Genomic DNA, 15,989 nt, shown 5'->3' with positions numbered 1-15,989 from the left:
CGTCCCCTATCCCGACTTGGAGTAATTTATGTAAATTTGTACAAATTTTACCTATTTACATGAATATTCTAGCCATAGAGTCGTCCTGTGACGAAACCTCGGCAGCTGTCATATCTAACGGCAAAATCGGTTCTAATGTTGTTGCGACCCAGCTCATTCACCAACAGTACGGTGGTGTAGTACCCGAGCTGGCTTCCAGAGCCCACCAACAGCATGTACTGCCGGTTGTTGAAAAAGCGCTTAGCGACGCAAAAGTAACGAAAAAAGACCTGCATGCCATAGCCTTTACGCGTGGACCGGGACTATTGGGGGCCTTACTGGTAGGGACGTCCTTTGCCAAAGCCATGGCGCTGGGCCTGAACATCCCCCTGATCGATGTCAACCACATGCAGGCGCACGTACTGGCGCACTTCATTGAGGACCCAAAGCCACGCTTTCCCTTTCTGTGCCTGACCGTCAGCGGCGGCCATACTCAGATCGTAAAGGTGCGCGACTACCTCGACATGGAGATCATCGGACAGACGATGGACGATGCCGTGGGCGAAGCCTTCGACAAGACGGCCAAGCTGCTGGACCTGCCCTACCCGGGGGGGCCTCTGATCGACAAGTACGCGCAACAGGGCAACCCGCTGGCGTTTGAGTTTCCGCCCGTCGACATGCCCGGCCTGGACTACTCGTTCAGCGGCATCAAAACATCATTTATGTACTTCCTGCAGAAGCGGACCAGGGAGAACCCCAATTTTGTTCAGGAAAACCTGCCGGATATCTGCGCCAGTATCCAACATACGCTGGTCCGTATCCTGCTCAAAAAACTGCGAAGAGCCGCTAAGGAAACCGGTATCCGTGAGATAGCCATTGCAGGTGGCGTATCGGCCAACTCGGGCCTGCGCAGGAGCCTGGCGGAGATGGGTGAAGAAATGGGCTGGAACGTGTACATCCCGCGCTTTGAGTACTGTACCGACAACGCCGCCATGATTGCCATCGCTGCCCACTACAAGTACCTGCAGAATGACTTTACGAACCAGAAGGTAAGCCCGCTGGCCCGGATGGAGTTTTAGCTTCCACGAAATTTCTCATTAACTCATACACTCTTAACTCATAAACTCCTTGCTGACTCTATCTGAAATCTGGATATACCCGATCAAGTCGCTGGGCGGCATTCGGCTTGATGAAGCCCATGTACAGCTACGCGGCCTGCAGTTCGATCGCCGCTGGATGATTGTCGACGACACCGGGCGCTTTGTGACCCAGCGCAGCCTGCACCGCATGGCCCTGCTGGACGTGGCTCTTGAGCAGGACCGTGTTCTGATTATAGACCGTACCAATCCCGCCGATGTACTGGAGGTACCCATGCAACCCGTCTCCAATGAGGTACTGCAGGTAAGTATCTGGGACGACCATGAGGTAACGGCCCTTACCGTGTCGGATCAGGCCGACCAGTGGCTCAGTACGAAGCTGGACCTGCCGGTCAGGCTGGTATACATGCCCGACAGTACGGAGCGCCGCGTTGATCCCAGGTACGCCCAGAACGAGGAGGTAGTGAGTTTTGCGGATGGGTATCCCTTCCTGCTGATCGGCCAAGCCTCTCTGGATGACCTCAACAGCAAGCTATCCGAGCCCATCAGTATGCGGCGCTTCCGGCCCAACCTGGTGGTACGTGGAGCCGCGCCCTTTGCCGAAGACGACTGGCGGGGCATCCGGATCGGTGACCTTACCTTCGAGGCCGTGAAGCCCTGCGCCCGCTGTGTTCTCACCACCGTCAATCCGGAAACCGCTCAACCCGGTCCTGAGCCACTGAAGACACTGGCAACCTACCGCAAGCGAAATAACAAAATTTACTTTGGTCAAAACCTGCTGACCAGCACCACCGGACGTATAGCCGTAGGTGACCTGGTACAGATCGGGTAAGTATTGGCTCTTTTGGATTAGAATTACAATGCCTGAGCATACTTCTTATCGTTTCCGCCCCATCCACCTGCACTGGCTAAGTGTGGATGTAGTAGCCGGAGCCGTGGTTTCGCACATGGCAGCCAGTCGCCTGCCTACGGGCCGTACTCCCCTCAATATCTGGGTGACTATTATTCTGGGGCTAGTGGTGCTGGGGGTATACTCGCTGGATCACCTGCTGGACAACCGCCGCTCCGAAAAGCCTAAAACCCAGCGCCACCAATTCAACCGCGAGTACGAGCCCCTGGTCTGGCGCGTTGTAATCGGGGCTTTTGTGCTGGCGGCTGGTCTATCGTGGCTCATCCCCGCCGATCTCTGGAAGTTTGGAGGAGGCATGGTAGCTTTCGTAGCCCTGTACCTGTGGGGTGTTTCCAAACTACCCGTCAAAAGTCATCGTCAGGCGCTAAAAGAGCCCATCACCTCGCTCATCTATGCCTCCGGCGTGTGGGCCAGTACCTGGTTTATGGGCAATGAGGTAACCTGGGAGAGCATCGTACTAGGTATCCTGTTCTACCTGATTACGGTACAGAGCCTGCTGCTATTCTCCCACTTCGAGGCTATCCAGTACCGCGAATCTTACAACCTGGCTCGCTGGCTACAGCGGGCAACTACCATGAAGGTACTTAAGGGGATTACCATCATCGCTGCCATTACCTGCGTGACCGTCTGCTTGCTGACCGACTATCGTTATGTACAGCGTTTAGCCATCATCCTGCTGAGTATGTCGCTGGTACACCTGTGGATGTGGCGGAACCCGGAAAAAATCATAAAGAACGAACGCTTCCGCATCTGGGGCGAACTGGTGTTCGTAATGCCCTGGCTGGTGTTATAGTGGCGAATGAGCGGCCGCCGCGCGGTGAATTGTAATTGAGTGAAGGGAGGGGTTACAGTGACCAATGAGCAATTACCAGTGATCATAAAGAATTATATGAGCTCATTGAACAACCGTGGATTTGCTAATTAGAAACTAAAGGCTGGCTTCTTTTGCTTCTATAGCAGACTTAATTCAGAATTCATAATTCCCAATTCAGCATTCAACCGTGTCCTACCTTAATATAGATAGCACCAAAGCGCGTACCTATGATGCCATTGTCATTGGGTCGGGGATCAGTGGGGGTTGGGCGGCGAAAGAGCTTTCTGAGAAAGGGCTCAAGACGCTGGTACTGGAGCGGGGGCGCGATGTCAAGCACGTTACCGACTACCCTACTACCAATCTGAATCCCTGGGAGCTGGAGCACCGCGGCCGGGTCCCCCTGGCTATACAGAAAGACTATCCCATTGGCAGTAAAAACTACGCGTTCCGGGAAGACTCCGCCCATTTCTTTACCAAAGATGCCGAACAAGAATACATCCAGGATCGTCCCTACGACTGGATCAAAGCGTACCAGGTGGGTGGACGGTCATTGATCTGGGGGCGGCAGACCCAGCGCTGGAGCGACTTTGACTTTGAGGGACCGGCTCGGGATAGCTTTGCCGTCGACTGGCCCATCCGCTACGCCGACCTGGCTCCCTGGTACAGCTACGTGGAGAAGTTCGCCGGTATAACGGGGAATAAAGATGGCCTGCCTACTCTACCCGATGGTGAGTTTCTGCCGCCGCATGAGATGAGCTGCGTGGAGAAGCACTTTCAGCAGAAAGTATCGCAACTCTATCAGGACCGACACGTGATCATAGGCCGGGCGGCTCACCTGACCCAGCCGCAGCCTATCCACCACCAGCAGGGCCGGGCGCAATGTCAGCACCGTACCCTCTGCGACCGGGGCTGTCCGTTCGGGGGGTATTACAGCAGTAATTCCACTACCATACCCTGGGCCGCCAAGACCGGCAACATGACCCTGCGCCCCCACTCGGTAGTACACTCTATTATTTACGACGACAAGAAGCAGAAAGCTACCGGAGTGCGGGTAATAGACGCACATACCAAAGAGATGATCGAGTTCTACGCCCGCATTATCTTTGTGAACGCTTCGCCTCTGAATACCAACCTGATCCTGCTCAACTCCACATCAAGCCGCTTCCCCATCGGACTTGGCAATGACAACGAGTTGCTGGGCAAGTACATGGCCTTCCACAGCTACCGGGGCCGGGTACTGGCCGAGTACGAAGGACACCTGGAAACAACCAACGACGGTCGCCGCCCCAACAGCAGCTATATTCCTCGCTTTCGGAATGTACATAAGCAGGAAACGGATTTCCTTCGGGGCTACGCAGCTTCGTTTTCCGCTACCCGAGGTACCTACCAGAGCCAGGAGGGACTCGGCGCGGCGCTAAAAGAGAATCTGCATACTCTTAAATGGGGCAACTGGCAGATCTATGCCGGCATGATGGGCGAGACCCTTCCGAAAGAGAGCAGCACCGTACAGCTGGATAAGCAGCTAACGGACCTGTACGGTCTGCCCCAGCTACGCATCTCGATCGGGTACGACGACAACGATGCCCGGATGCTCAAAGACTTTCACGAGCAGTTTACGGACATGTACGAGAAGGCGGGCTTTACCAACATCAGACCCGTCGACACCAGGCGTACTCCCGGCAACGAAAATCACGAAATGGGCGGTGTACGCATGGGTCGTGATGCAAAGACCTCGCTCCTGAACAAGTGGAACCAGCTGCATAGCTGTAAGAACGTATTCGTCACCGACGGCTCCTGCATGACCTCCACTTCCACCCAAAATCCCTCGCTGACCTACATGGCCCTTACGGCCCGTGCGGCAGACCACGCCGTCAAACAAATGAAGGCGCTGGAGTTATAAGTAATACCAGCCTTTATACTTATATTGATGAGTCTGCTCCTACCGGGGCAGGCTTTTTTTACGAGCTACTCTCTGCAAGCAAACAGCCTCCGGTCAAAAACAACTGTGGGGGTACTTAGTTGGAGATATAGAAAGAGTACTCTACAGGCGAGGAATAGCTTGACTCAGAAATTGATGTTCAACTAAACCTATAAAAAGAATCATTATGGGACAGACAATAATAGGAATATTTGACTCTTCCGAAGAGGCAAGACAGGCAGAGAGTCAACTGCTTGCGGATGGCTTTGATACCTCAAAGGTAGTCGGCTTCTACCGACAAGGCGGCGACGGACAGAACGCTAATCGCTTGCAAAGCAGCGAGTACGAAGAAGAAGATACCGTCAAGAATTACCTGCACTCCCTCTTCGGGAACGCGCACCACCACTATCTGGAAAAATTCACCCAAATAGCCACTCCGACTGGTTCGATGGTTTCGGTACGCGCTGACTCGCCGGAAGAAGCCAGTCGTGCGGCCCGTATTCTGAACGCTGCCGGGGCCACACAAGTAGATGATAATGTGATACTACCTGACACCCAGTAATCCATTCATCATAGAAACTACATCACTTGTTACTGAGCAAGGGGTAATCTTTGATCTATACAAACATTACTAGCAGAAGGGGCCGCATAGTTGTATGCGGCCCCTTCTGCTGTATTATCGTTATGATAGTTATTCCTCATCCTCTACCGACAGCCGGACCAACTCGATGCGGGTATCCTGCATGGATACGATCTTGAACGTAAAAGGCGGGAGGTTGATTTCGTCGTTGACCTTAGGTAAGTCTCCGTGAATATTGATCAGCAGACCGGCCAGTGTATCGTAGTCTCCTTCGGGTAGTTCCCAGTCGTACTTTTCGTTGAGGTAGTCTATCTCGTGGCGGGCACTGAATATATAGGTATTTTCGTCAACCTGACGCTCCGTCCAGTCTTCGGTACTATCGTATTCATCCTGTATCTCGCCAAATATCTGCTCCACTACGTCCTCAACGCTCACCAGTCCTGAGGTACCTCCAAACTCATCCACCACCAAGGCCAGACTCTTACGCTCTTCCAGAAAACGCAGCATGAGGTCACTGGCCGGCATGGCTTCGGGTACTATGAGGATAGGAGTAATAATGCTGCTGATTTCCTTGGGCTTGCGAAACAGGGCGAGCGAGTGGCAGTAGCCCACGACCTCATCCACCGAGTCGCGGTAGACGATGATCTTGGAGTGTCCGCTGGTAATGAACGCCTGCCGGAGATCCTCAATGGAATCGTCCAGACTCACGGCCGAAATTTCGGTGCGCGGAATCATACAGTCGCGGATTCGGACATCCTTAAAATCGAGCGCGTTGATAAACATCCGCTCTTCGATGCTGTGATCCTCAAACTCGGGATCATCGGCCGCGGCCGTTTCATCACGCGTACTGGTGGCTTTACCGTCCCCCGTCTTTTCTTTGATCAAAGGCTCCAGCATCCAGTAGATAGGCGTAAGTACCCATTCGGCAAACCTGATCGGAAACGCCTCGATCCTAAATACCCGTTTACGCCCCACATTCATCCACAGCATATAGGCCGATAGCCACAGCACCAGCGCCACCAGCAGCAGTACCGCTACGGCCAGCGCCGGATGCAGCAGCAGAGCATCGGTAAGGAGTGAGTACCCCGCGGCCACCAGGCAGAAGCACCCCAGCGCTACCACCAGTAGCCGGGCCATCCTGAGCATACGGCGCCAGTATACCGCCTGGTGAAAGGTACCGTCCTCCTCCTGCCGGAGCCGGTGCCAGTCAAATGGTGCCTCGAGCAGCAAGGCCCGCACGGCACCATAGTAGCCCGCCAGCAGAAAAAACAGGACCGCAAGTATCAACTGAGGTATGATCATTTCCTTTTACGTTTGGTAGGAGATGCTTTTTTGGTACCAGTAGGGCCAGCATCCTTTGGTTTCTCTCCCGTAGGTATTCCCGTTTCACCGATTTTGATACGGTAGTACTGAAAAGAGAGCAAACAGGTTATACACAACAGAATAAGCCAGTAACTATCCTTGATATCGGTGCGCTGGAGCTCCAGCAGCCACATGATAAAAAAACCGATAGCTCCGGCTATAAGAAGGGTTTTGATCAGTTTGGGATTCATTGCAAAAAACTCTTTTAGGACCGCCGCTGGCATCTGGTACTTTTCAGCAAAAACAACAAACAGACCGGCCTTGTTACCTCCAAAGATATATAGATTGGGGGAAAGTCAGCAGCAAACTGATACATGGGTGGAATCAACTACCAATATCGGCTGGGGTATGCTTCATTCTCCCTTAAAATAGCTAACTTGCAACGGATAGCTAAAATTTGGCAATAAGCCAGTTTTGCAAAATTATTTCTTGAAATAATCTCTTTTATTACCATGAGCGAAACCATGACCCGCTTTAAGCCCGGAGTAGTAACGGGCGAGGGAGTAAGTGAAATCTTCCGTCATGCCAACGAAAACAACTACGCCCTGCCTGCCGTCAATGTAGTAGGAACTAACTCAGTAAATGCTGTACTCGAAGCCGCCCGTGCGGTGAATAGTCCTGTTATTATCCAGTTCTCCAACGGTGGTGCCAGCTTCTACGCCGGTAAGAGCTTATCTAATACAAATCAGCAGGCCGCTATCGCCGGAGGTATCTCAGGCGCGATGCACGTTCATCAGATGGCCGAACTATACGGAGTACCCGTAATCCTGCATACTGACCACTGTGCCAAAAAACTGCTTCCCTGGATCGACGGTCTGCTGGAAGCTGGTGAGCGTCACTTTGATCAGTACGGTAAGCCTCTGTACAGCTCACACATGCTTGACCTGTCGGAAGAGTCGCTGGAAGAGAATATCGAGATCTCGTGCAAGTACTTCGAGCGCATGGCCAAAATGGGCATGACCATCGAAATCGAACTGGGAGTAACGGGTGGAGAAGAAGACGGCGTGGATAACAGCGACGTGGATAGCTCTAAACTATATACTCAGCCCGAGGAAGTAGCGCATGCCTACGAAGAGCTGCTAAAGATTTCACCTAACTTTACTATTGCGGCTGCTTTCGGTAACGTACATGGTGTATACAAGCCCGGTAACGTGAAGCTCCAGCCGATCATCCTGAAAAACTCACAGGAGTACATCCAGCAGAAGTTCAATACCGACGCATTGCCCGTAAACTTCGTTTTCCACGGTGGATCAGGCTCGACCCGCGAAGAAATCCGCGAAGCGATCGAGTACGGTGCCATCAAGATGAACATCGATACCGATATCCAGTGGTCTACCTGGGAAGGTCTCCTGAAGTACTACCACGCCAAGGAAGCGTACCTGCAGACGCAGCTGGGTAACCCTGAGGGTGAGGATGCGCCTAACAAGAAGTACTACGACCCACGCGTATGGCTACGCAAAGGCGAGGAAAACATGGTAGAGCGTCTGAAAGTTGCTTTCGAAGACCTCAACTGCATCAACCGCCTGGCTTAATCAGTTGGCGGCTAATAGCTTAGTGATAGAAAAAGGCGGCTCCTGAGGGCCGCCTTTTTTAGTAAAAGTACCTGGCTCTATGTGAGCAAAGGCCACATTTATAGCTATTTGAACTCACAATTTGGGCGGTAGGGGGTTATACAACTAACAACCTATGCAGCTATGCTTAAGAATATACGACCTAAACTCCGACTGTCACCCAGGGAGGCCACCCAATCAGGCGAAGTACCCCGGCAACGTCCGACGGACCCGGCCCAGGTGGTACTACCACAGTCAACGCCTCCTTCTGCTGACTTCACCTACCCCCAGAAAGTCACCATTGCCGTAGGTATTACCATCATCCTGTGCCTGCTGGTCCTACTCCTTTGGGCTAGTCAGAGCATACTACTGCTGGGCTTTGGATCGGTGTTATTTGCGGTACTACTTCGGGCTATTGCGCATAATATACAGCGGATTGCTCCTCATATGTCGGATCGCTGGGGAGTAAGTATAGCTACCCTGCTGCTATTTGCGTTTATAGGCGGCTTCATTACCTACGCCGCCCCGCAGATCTCCGAGCAGTTTACTACCCTGACCGAAAAATTACCTCCGGCCATCGAACAGGTCGAAAGTACCCTCAACCAGTCCGGAGTGGGCCGCTTCGTACTATCGTACTTACCCACTGACCCACAGCCGCAGTTTGGCAATACCTTTGGGAAGCTGACCGGAATAGTAGGCGGCTTATTCGCCTTTATTACGTACCTGCTGGTGATTCTGGCGGGGGGATTTTTCCTGGCCCTCAACCCAAAGCTATACGTCAATGGTTTTGTGAGCCTTTTTCCCATACCTACCCGGCCGCGTGCCTACCAAGTCATTGGCAAGGTGGCCGAAAAACTGGAAGGCTGGCTACTGGGTCAGTTCATTGCCATGCTTGCGGTAGGTATACTTACCTGGATCGGCCTTGAGATCATAGGCGTACCCCTGGCACTGGTACTTGGGGTTATTATATTCATCTTCGACTTTGTTCCCTTTATTGGTCCCCTGGTGGGGGCGCTGCCGGGTCTGCTGGTAGCCTTTTCGTACGATCCGGATTCGGTTATCTGGGTGGGACTGGTGTACATCATAGTTCAGCAAATCGAAAGTTTTCTGGTGGTGCCACTCGTCCAGCAGCAGACCGTTTCACTGCCCCCTACCCTGCTGATGCTGGGAGCTTTACTGGGGGGAGCTATCTTTGGACTGGCCGGTACGGTCATCGCCATACCCGCCCTGGTGGTGATGATTACACTGGTGCAGGAGATTTACATCAAGGATATTCTGGGTGATCCGATGGATTAGATTCGTATGGGACCTGTATGGCTCCTATCAATATCCTGCGTACATTGATCGTTCTTACTACCTAAACCCTACTTGTTGCATCTTCTGTCCGATGATTATCTACTTATGCGAATTGTAGCAGTACTTCTCTTCCTTCTGAGCACCCAACTCCTGCAGGCCGGAGGTATTCGCGGACGTATTACCACCGCGCAGGGCGAGCCACTCCCCTACTCGGGCATACTGGTACAAGGCACCAGCCTGGGCACCCTGTCCAACGCCGAAGGGCGCTACGAACTGGACCTCGAGCCGGGCCGTTACGAGATCCTGTTCCAGTACCTGGGCTTCCGTACCGTTACCCGCTCCGTCACCATAGGTGCTGACTTCGTAGAGCAGAACGTAGTACTGGAAGAGCAGCCGCTCAACCTGGGTGAAGTACAGATAGGTAAGGGTAAGGAAGATCCCGCGTATAGCATCATGCGGCGGGCCATTGCCAAGGCGCGCTTTCACCAGCTGCAGGTAAGGGGCTACACCGCCCGTGCCTACACCCGCAGCACCGCCCTGCCCACCAAGATCCCCTTCCTGCTGGAAAGAAAGCTGAAAAAAGAAGGGGTACAGGAGGGAAAGGTATTCCTGAACGAGAGCGTGGCCGAGATCAGCTACCGCCGCCCCAATACTTACAACCAGCGCATCCTCTCTACCCGCAACAGCCTCGACAACAGTACCCCTACTCCTAATCAGTATGTACTGGCCAGCTTTTACAGCCCTGAGGTAGCCGATGCCGTTACGCCCCTTTCGCCCAAGGCCTTCAACTACTATAAGTTTGAGTACGAAGGCTTTTTTGAAGACCGGGGCGAAATAGTGAATAAGATACGGGTAGTACCCAGGGCCTACGGCGAAGGCGTATTCAAGGGGAGTATCTATATTATCGAGGACCGGTGGGCCATCCATAGCTTCGATCTGAAAACGACCAGACAGGGATTAAACATAGATGTAAAGCAACTATTTACCCCCATTCAGAATGTATGGCTGCCTGTAAATCAGCAGTTCAGGCTGGAAGGCGGGTACCTGGGTTTCGCGGGTGAATTTAAGTACGTGGTGTCCATGACCTATCAGAAGCTGGACGTAGACCCGGCCCTGCGGGAAGAAATTGTGATCAACGACCATAAAAAGGAGCCCGAAACCGCCCAGACTCAACGTAAAGCCAACCTGGAAAAGATGATTGAGCAGCAGAAGGAGTTCTCCACCAAGAACTTCCGCAAAATTATTAAAAGTTACGAAAAAGAGCAGCGTAAGGAGCGTAAGCAGCAGGGCGAAGACGTACGGGCCGTACGACAGGACTCCGTTACCATCGACTCCCTGGCCAACAGGCGCGATACAACCTACTGGGAAGCACTGCGGCCGGTACCCCTTACCCAGCTGGAAGTAAAAAGCTACGAGATTCAGGATAGCATCAAGGTAATGAAGCAGGCCAAAGCCGATAAGGACAGTACCCGTAACGACTCTACTACGTTCCGACCCATGCACCTGCTTATGGGGCACCAATACCGCTTTGCCAACCGCCACTCTCTCACCTTACAGAGTCCGCTACAGACACTGATCTACAACACCGTAGAAGGGTATGCCTTTGATGCATCGCTGGAATGGACCAAACGCTGGAAAGACAATTACCGGTTCAGCCTGCGGCCGCTGGCGCGCTACTCCTTCGGGCGCGAACGCCTCAGCGGTACCCTGCGTACGCAGGTAGGCAACCGCAAATGGACCCTGGAACTGGAAGGCGGTGAATACATCTACCAGTTCAACCCGAACAATCCCATTCCGCCCGGCCTCAACAGCATCACGACGCTGCTCTTCGAGCAGAACTTCATGAAGATCTACCAGAAGCAGTTCGCAAGGGCCGACTATACCTACCGCTACCTCGGCGACATCCTGAGCCTGACGGGCGGCCTCGAGTACGCCCGGCGCAGCGAACTCTTCAACCTGGAGTCACCCAGCCGGTACATCGACTGGCGGAACCGGGGCTTTTCGCCCAATCGTCCTGATAACATCGAAACACCCGATACAAGCTTCCCCACGCACGAGGCGCTGCTCCTGGACCTCAACCTGAACCTCCGGCCCTGGCAGCGATACGCCATCCGCAACGGCCAGAAGCGGTACTGGTACAACAATGGTCCCACCTTCCAGATCAATTACCGCAAAGGCATTCCTACCGGTAGTAGTGCGGTAGACTATGATTTTGTGCAGGCAGGGATGCGGCACAATCTAGATACCGGTCCGCGCAGTGGCATCCAGTATGCCCTCAGCGGCGGCGGTTTCCTGAGTGCCCGGCGCCTGTACTTCCCCGACTACCGGCACTTTATGGGCAACGAGTTCTTCTTCCAGACCGGTGACCAGCTCACGCACTTCCGCATGTTGCCCTACTACGAGTACAGTACCCGGAGGAGTTTCGGGCAGGCTCATGTACTTTGGTCCACGCAGCGCTTCCTGATCACCCGGCTGCCCTTCCTGAGGCTGGCCGGGCTGAAAGAAACCGTACAGGCGCACTACCTCACTACCCCCGGCGCCGGCCACTATACCGAGCTGGTGTACGGGGTGGATGGTCTGCTAAGGCTGTTCCGGGTGGAGGTAGTATCGCAGTTTAAAGGTACGCAGTACCAGGGCGTGGGCTTTCGGATAGGTACGGTGCTGAATATTCGTTAAGTAGTTGAATGGGGGCTACCCTCGACAGGGTAGCACTACATCTAACTTAAATTATGTTGGTACTTAATACTAGTTTAGTAATGGATGATTTACTGAAACGGATTACCCTTAATCCGGACATCTGCCACGGAGTACCTACCCTACGTAACAAGCGTTACCCGGTATTCCTGATCCTGGACCTACTGAGTGCCGGCGAAACCTGGGATACTATTCTGAACGATTACCCTGCTCTGGAACGTGATGATATCAAAGCCTGCCTCCGGTATGCCAGTCAAATTACCCAGAAAAGGCTGTAAATACCCGAGGCATGAGGTACTTAGTTGATTCTTCACTCCCGGTTTTCCTGTGCGAGATCTATCGATCATCAGGCTTTTATGCTGAACATACCAATGACCTGACAAGTGGAGACGAGCGCACCGATCAGGAAAGTATACTTTATGCCAATACATATACTTTGGTTTTTGTCACCAGGGATGTGGCCTTTCTCAGCTCCAACCCGGTACCTGAAAAACCTCAAAAGCTCCTGCTCGTCACAGCCCAATCAATAAAGAACAGAAAGCTTTTCGATCTTTTTTGGGACAACCTCCATGATATAGATACACTCTTCCAGTCCCATGATTTTATCGAACTGAGCCATGACGGTTTAGTGGCACACGAATGAAGTATTACCCCTTTAGATTGAAACTCCTCTTAGAGCAAGTCAGGCAGGATACAGGACCGTTCGGGAGTTAGTATAAGGTACTGGTGTAAGTTTTTTAGAGCTTTTCTTCTGAAAGGGGGCAAAACCCCAAAACGAGCTTCGGACTGAGAACCAGGAACTACTAAACTTACTACTTATGCACTACCTGCGTTATATCTATCTACTACTTGTGCTGCATTCAGCAGCCTGTGCAGTAAAACCTGGAGCCGCACAATCAGGTACCAACCAGGGAGGGACTGGCAAAGTTGAGAATAATCAAACACCGGTGGAGCAGGCTAACTCAGCACAACCGGGAGTAGCAAGTTCAGACACCGCTCACTCAGCGGCAACTCAACCCGACTCGACTCCACCAGGATATACCCCAAGCCCCACTGCTCAGTCTGAAATGGCCGACCGTGGACAAGCCCAATTACTCACCGGGGTACCTTTTATGCCCGATGAACTTACCTTTGCGGGTGAAGCCGTGCCGCTTACTGACCCTATAGTACGCGACCGGCTGGAACGGGAGCTGATCAAAAACGTGTACCGGCACTCGGGTACCTTGTCTGTGATGAAGCGGGTACAGCGGTATCGTGAGCCTATTACCACTATTCTCACCAAAAATCAGATTCCTGCCGACTTCCTGTACCTGGCCGTGGCGGAGAGTGATCTGTCGCCCATTGCTGAGTCGGCCAAGGCCGCCGTAGGATTCTGGCAGTTTCTGGAGCCGGTGGCGAAAGAGTACGGACTGGAGGTTAATAAGTACGTAGACGAGCGCCGCCACCTCGAACGCTCTACCGAAGCCGCCAGCCGGTATCTGAGCCGGCTGTACCGGACCTTCGGCAGCTGGACCCTGAGCGCGGCCGCTTATAACGGCGGCCCCACTGCCGTCAACAACAACCTCCGGGGCCAGCAGGTAACCTCCTACTACGACCTGTACCTCACCCCCGAAACCTACGACTACCTGTTCCGTATCCTGGCCCTGAAGCTCCTCATCGAAAACCCCGAGCGTTACGGATTCAGTGTACCCGCCCCGGAGTACACCGCTCCTACGCAGGAAATAGAAGTGAGGCAGGACGTAAATCTGGTGGACCTGGCCAAGCAGTACAACATGACCTACAACCAGCTCAAGTACTTCAACCCCTGGCTCCTGTACCGCTCCGGCTGGTCGCCTTCGGATAAGTACTATGATAAAAACAGGGCCCTGAACGTGATGCTCGAAGTACCGGCGGGGAAGGTATACCGGATACAGGTACTCAAATAGCTTCTGTAATTACAGGAGTACCTACTAAGTAATAATCACAAATACTTAACTTATAGAAGCGTCATGGTAAGATACCGCCGGATTATTTTTGCAACACTTATCCTGTTATCCGCCTTTTCATGCAAGAATGAGCTAAGCCAAGATGAAAGCTACCCAATGCCCTGGCGCGAGCCGGATGCTAGTGAAGTGGAGGCCATCGGTGAAGCGCTGGCCAAAGCCCGGATCGCCGGCTGTAAAGAGTTTCAGGTACGAGAAAGCGCCGAGGCCGGCTCCGGAGACTACCTGATTGGCTGTTCACTAGACAGGCAGACCTGGTCGTACTACCAGGTATCGGTGAGCGACCAGCGGGTAACTCCACTGACCAGTAATACCGTATCGCAAGCGCCCGAAGCCAAAAGTAACTAACTACCTAATCTACCTAAACCTACGCAAATACCACCTCTATGCCGCAGATCTACTACAATCCTGGCCGTCGTTCTTTTCTAAAATCGTCCGCTCAGGCGGCTGGCCTGCTTACTGCTTATAGCCTGGGTGTCAGCTCAGTACTGGCAGAGACCTCCAGCGCAGCCAATGAAGTACAGCTGGCACTGCTGTCGGATACGCATATTGCGGAGGACGTTCAGAACGTCTACCGTGGTTTCTACCCTTCCCGCAACCTGGAAAGCGTAGTACCTAAGGTCATAGCTGCCAGGCCGGATGCCGTACTGATCAACGGAGATGTAGCCCGTCTCACGGGCGAAAAGGGAGACTATGCGCAGGTAAAGAAACTGCTGGCGCCCCTGGCCGAACAAAAGCCCGTGTACATGACACTGGGCAACCACGATCACCGCGAAAACATCCAGGAGGCGTTTCCGGCTCCTAAAGGACTACAGAATGTAAAAGACAAACAGGTGATGGTGATCGAGCAGCCATCGACGAGGTTTATATTGCTCGATTCGATGATGTACGTCAACAAGACACCCGGATTTCTGGGACAATCGCAGCGGAGCTGGCTGGAGGGCTTCCTGCGTCAGTCCGATGCCAAACCAACCGTTCTTTTTGTCCACCATACCCTCGCCGACTCCGACTCCTCCCTGCTGGATGTCGAGCGGCTCTTTCAGATCATCAGGTCCCATCAGAAGGTAAAGGCGGTCTTCTACGGACATTCACACGAGTACAAGTACGAGGTACTGGATGGTATCCATCTGGTCAATCAGCCCGCTGTAGGCTATAACTTCTCGGACAGCGAGCCGGTGGGCTGGCTCACCGGTACGTTCCGTAAAGAAGGAGCTGATCTTACGCTCAATGCCTTTGCCGGCAACATGAAAGATAATGGCAAAAGCAAGTCGCTGGCCTGGCGCTAAAAAGGGGGAAACACGCTGAAACCGGAGTAATATAGGCACAAAAAAAGGAAGCTAGTGCTTCCTCTCTTTTTATGGCTGATATAGCAGGCCCTAAGGCTTACTTATCTTTGTCAAAGCCTTCCATCTTTACAAGCTTGTTGTAGAGACCCAGAATCAGGAAGGTTGGAGCCCACTGTCCTACAAAGAGCGCGCCTTTGTCCTGACCGGCAAGTTTGAGTGTGGCAGACAGGGCCATTGAGCCTATAGCCGCCCATAAATAGGTATCCGAAGGAAGGCGAGCAGTATAATCCTCAATCGCAGCTGCTACGGGACCTTCTTTGTGCTCAGGGTTGAAGCTGTCCGCTTTTGATTTCAGATCTGCTGCCTTGTTTTTCAAATCCTCGGTTGTAGTTGCCATAGTTGTTAACGGTTTTAAAGTGTGGAAAACATTCGTAAAACACCTGCGAAAAGTGATTGTTTATAATTTAGCAAACTACTTTCGCAGGACTTACATACGCTACCAAACGTTTAAAAAACTGTAC

16 protein-coding genes are annotated in these 15,989 nt (G+C 52.8%); 13 read left to right on the top strand and 3 right to left on the bottom strand.

Features of this window, described 5'->3' with window-relative positions:
- Positions 1-59: 59 nt before the first annotated feature.
- The 5 genes from tsaD (at position 60) to JTN23_RS09620 (ending at position 5,280) form a co-directional block, all read left to right on the top strand.
- Complete coding sequence (gene tsaD / locus JTN23_RS09640) at positions 60-1,058, top strand: tRNA (adenosine(37)-N6)-threonylcarbamoyltransferase complex transferase subunit TsaD (protein WP_247234324.1); 999 nt, start codon at positions 60-62, stop codon at positions 1,056-1,058.
- 49 nt (positions 1,059-1,107) lie between these two features.
- The gene (locus JTN23_RS09635; protein ID WP_310586712.1) at positions 1,108-1,908 is read left to right on the top strand and encodes an MOSC domain-containing protein; all 801 of its coding nucleotides are present in this window, start codon (positions 1,108-1,110) and stop codon (positions 1,906-1,908) included.
- A gap of 28 nt (positions 1,909-1,936) precedes the next feature.
- A complete protein-coding gene (locus JTN23_RS09630; RefSeq protein WP_247234322.1) occupies positions 1,937-2,779 on the top strand; it encodes a hypothetical protein in 843 nt (280 codons plus the stop codon).
- A 208-nt stretch (positions 2,780-2,987) separates the two neighbouring features.
- The gene (locus tag JTN23_RS09625) at positions 2,988-4,700 is read left to right on the top strand and encodes an FAD-dependent oxidoreductase (RefSeq protein WP_247234320.1); all 1,713 of its coding nucleotides are present in this window, start codon (positions 2,988-2,990) and stop codon (positions 4,698-4,700) included.
- Between the two features lie 205 nt (positions 4,701-4,905).
- Complete coding sequence (locus tag JTN23_RS09620; protein WP_247234318.1) at positions 4,906-5,280, top strand: hypothetical protein; 375 nt, start codon at positions 4,906-4,908, stop codon at positions 5,278-5,280.
- Between the two features lie 129 nt (positions 5,281-5,409).
- Here JTN23_RS09620 and JTN23_RS09615 read toward each other — a convergent pair whose 3' ends face one another.
- A complete protein-coding gene (locus JTN23_RS09615) occupies positions 5,410-6,600 on the bottom strand; it encodes a hemolysin family protein (protein WP_247234316.1) in 1,191 nt (396 codons plus the stop codon).
- Positions 6,597-6,851 (bottom strand): hypothetical protein, encoded by a 255-nt coding sequence (locus tag JTN23_RS09610; RefSeq protein WP_247234314.1) that lies wholly within the window; start codon positions 6,849-6,851, stop codon positions 6,597-6,599. Before JTN23_RS09610 ends, JTN23_RS09615 begins: the two co-directional genes overlap by 4 nt.
- 261 nt (positions 6,852-7,112) lie before the next feature.
- On the opposite strand from JTN23_RS09610, the gene fbaA reads away from it, so the two are divergent.
- The 8 genes from fbaA to JTN23_RS09570 all read left to right on the top strand — a co-directional run bounded on the left by fbaA (position 7,113) and on the right by JTN23_RS09570 (position 15,468).
- Entirely contained in the window at positions 7,113-8,192 is a 1,080-nt protein-coding gene (fbaA, locus tag JTN23_RS09605; RefSeq protein WP_247234312.1) for a class II fructose-bisphosphate aldolase, read from the top strand.
- A 162-nt stretch (positions 8,193-8,354) separates the two neighbouring features.
- On the top strand, positions 8,355-9,506 hold the full coding sequence (locus JTN23_RS09600) for an AI-2E family transporter (RefSeq protein ID WP_247234311.1): 1,152 nt from the start codon (positions 8,355-8,357) through the stop codon (positions 9,504-9,506).
- 105 nt (positions 9,507-9,611) lie between these two features.
- Positions 9,612-12,182, top strand: coding sequence for a DUF5686 and carboxypeptidase regulatory-like domain-containing protein (locus JTN23_RS09595; RefSeq protein ID WP_247234309.1), 2,571 nt, complete (start codon positions 9,612-9,614; stop codon positions 12,180-12,182).
- 80 nt (positions 12,183-12,262) lie between these two features.
- Entirely contained in the window at positions 12,263-12,478 is a 216-nt protein-coding gene (locus JTN23_RS09590) for a DUF433 domain-containing protein (protein WP_247234307.1), read from the top strand.
- An 11-nt stretch (positions 12,479-12,489) separates the two neighbouring features.
- Positions 12,490-12,843, top strand: coding sequence for a DUF5615 family PIN-like protein (locus JTN23_RS09585; protein ID WP_247234305.1), 354 nt, complete (start codon positions 12,490-12,492; stop codon positions 12,841-12,843).
- Between the two features lie 175 nt (positions 12,844-13,018).
- On the top strand, positions 13,019-14,125 hold the full coding sequence (locus JTN23_RS09580; protein ID WP_247234303.1) for a lytic transglycosylase domain-containing protein: 1,107 nt from the start codon (positions 13,019-13,021) through the stop codon (positions 14,123-14,125).
- A 156-nt stretch (positions 14,126-14,281) separates the two neighbouring features.
- Entirely contained in the window at positions 14,282-14,530 is a 249-nt protein-coding gene (locus JTN23_RS09575) for a hypothetical protein (protein WP_247234301.1), read from the top strand.
- 38 nt (positions 14,531-14,568) lie between these two features.
- On the top strand, positions 14,569-15,468 hold the full coding sequence (locus JTN23_RS09570; RefSeq protein WP_247234299.1) for a metallophosphoesterase family protein: 900 nt from the start codon (positions 14,569-14,571) through the stop codon (positions 15,466-15,468).
- A 97-nt stretch (positions 15,469-15,565) separates the two neighbouring features.
- On the opposite strand, the gene JTN23_RS09565 is transcribed toward JTN23_RS09570, so the two are convergent.
- Positions 15,566-15,865: a hypothetical protein gene (locus tag JTN23_RS09565; protein ID WP_247234297.1), complete on the bottom strand. Its 300-nt coding sequence runs from the start codon at positions 15,863-15,865 to the stop codon at positions 15,566-15,568.
- Positions 15,866-15,989: the final 124 nt, after the last annotated feature.

This window comes from Telluribacter roseus, assembly GCF_017355915.2.
Taxonomy (GTDB): domain Bacteria; phylum Bacteroidota; class Bacteroidia; order Cytophagales; family Spirosomataceae; genus Telluribacter.
The sequence above is the reverse complement of the archived record's forward strand: the minus strand, read 5'-3'. Positions and strand labels throughout refer to the sequence as shown.

Excerpts from the sequence above, each read along its gene's own strand:
- tsaD (WP_247234324.1), top strand. The coding sequence starts at position 60 with ATGAATATTCTAGCCATAGAGTCGTCCTGTGACGAAACCTCGGCAGCT.
- JTN23_RS09630 (WP_247234322.1), top strand. The coding sequence starts at position 1,937 with ATGCCTGAGCATACTTCTTATCGTTTCCGCCCCATCCACCTGCACTGG.
- JTN23_RS09620 (WP_247234318.1), top strand. The coding sequence starts at position 4,906 with ATGGGACAGACAATAATAGGAATATTTGACTCTTCCGAAGAGGCAAGA.
- JTN23_RS09615 (WP_247234316.1), bottom strand. The coding sequence starts at position 6,600 with ATGATCATACCTCAGTTGATACTTGCGGTCCTGTTTTTTCTGCTGGCG.
- JTN23_RS09610 (WP_247234314.1), bottom strand. The coding sequence starts at position 6,851 with ATGAATCCCAAACTGATCAAAACCCTTCTTATAGCCGGAGCTATCGGT.
- fbaA (WP_247234312.1), top strand. The coding sequence starts at position 7,113 with ATGAGCGAAACCATGACCCGCTTTAAGCCCGGAGTAGTAACGGGCGAG.
- JTN23_RS09600 (WP_247234311.1), top strand. The coding sequence starts at position 8,355 with ATGCTTAAGAATATACGACCTAAACTCCGACTGTCACCCAGGGAGGCC.
- JTN23_RS09595 (WP_247234309.1), top strand. The coding sequence starts at position 9,612 with ATGCGAATTGTAGCAGTACTTCTCTTCCTTCTGAGCACCCAACTCCTG.
- JTN23_RS09590 (WP_247234307.1), top strand. The coding sequence starts at position 12,263 with ATGGATGATTTACTGAAACGGATTACCCTTAATCCGGACATCTGCCAC.
- JTN23_RS09585 (WP_247234305.1), top strand. The coding sequence starts at position 12,490 with ATGAGGTACTTAGTTGATTCTTCACTCCCGGTTTTCCTGTGCGAGATC.
- JTN23_RS09580 (WP_247234303.1), top strand. The coding sequence starts at position 13,019 with ATGCACTACCTGCGTTATATCTATCTACTACTTGTGCTGCATTCAGCA.
- JTN23_RS09575 (WP_247234301.1), top strand. The coding sequence starts at position 14,282 with ATGCCCTGGCGCGAGCCGGATGCTAGTGAAGTGGAGGCCATCGGTGAA.
- JTN23_RS09570 (WP_247234299.1), top strand. The coding sequence starts at position 14,569 with ATGCCGCAGATCTACTACAATCCTGGCCGTCGTTCTTTTCTAAAATCG.
- JTN23_RS09565 (WP_247234297.1), bottom strand. The coding sequence starts at position 15,865 with ATGGCAACTACAACCGAGGATTTGAAAAACAAGGCAGCAGATCTGAAA.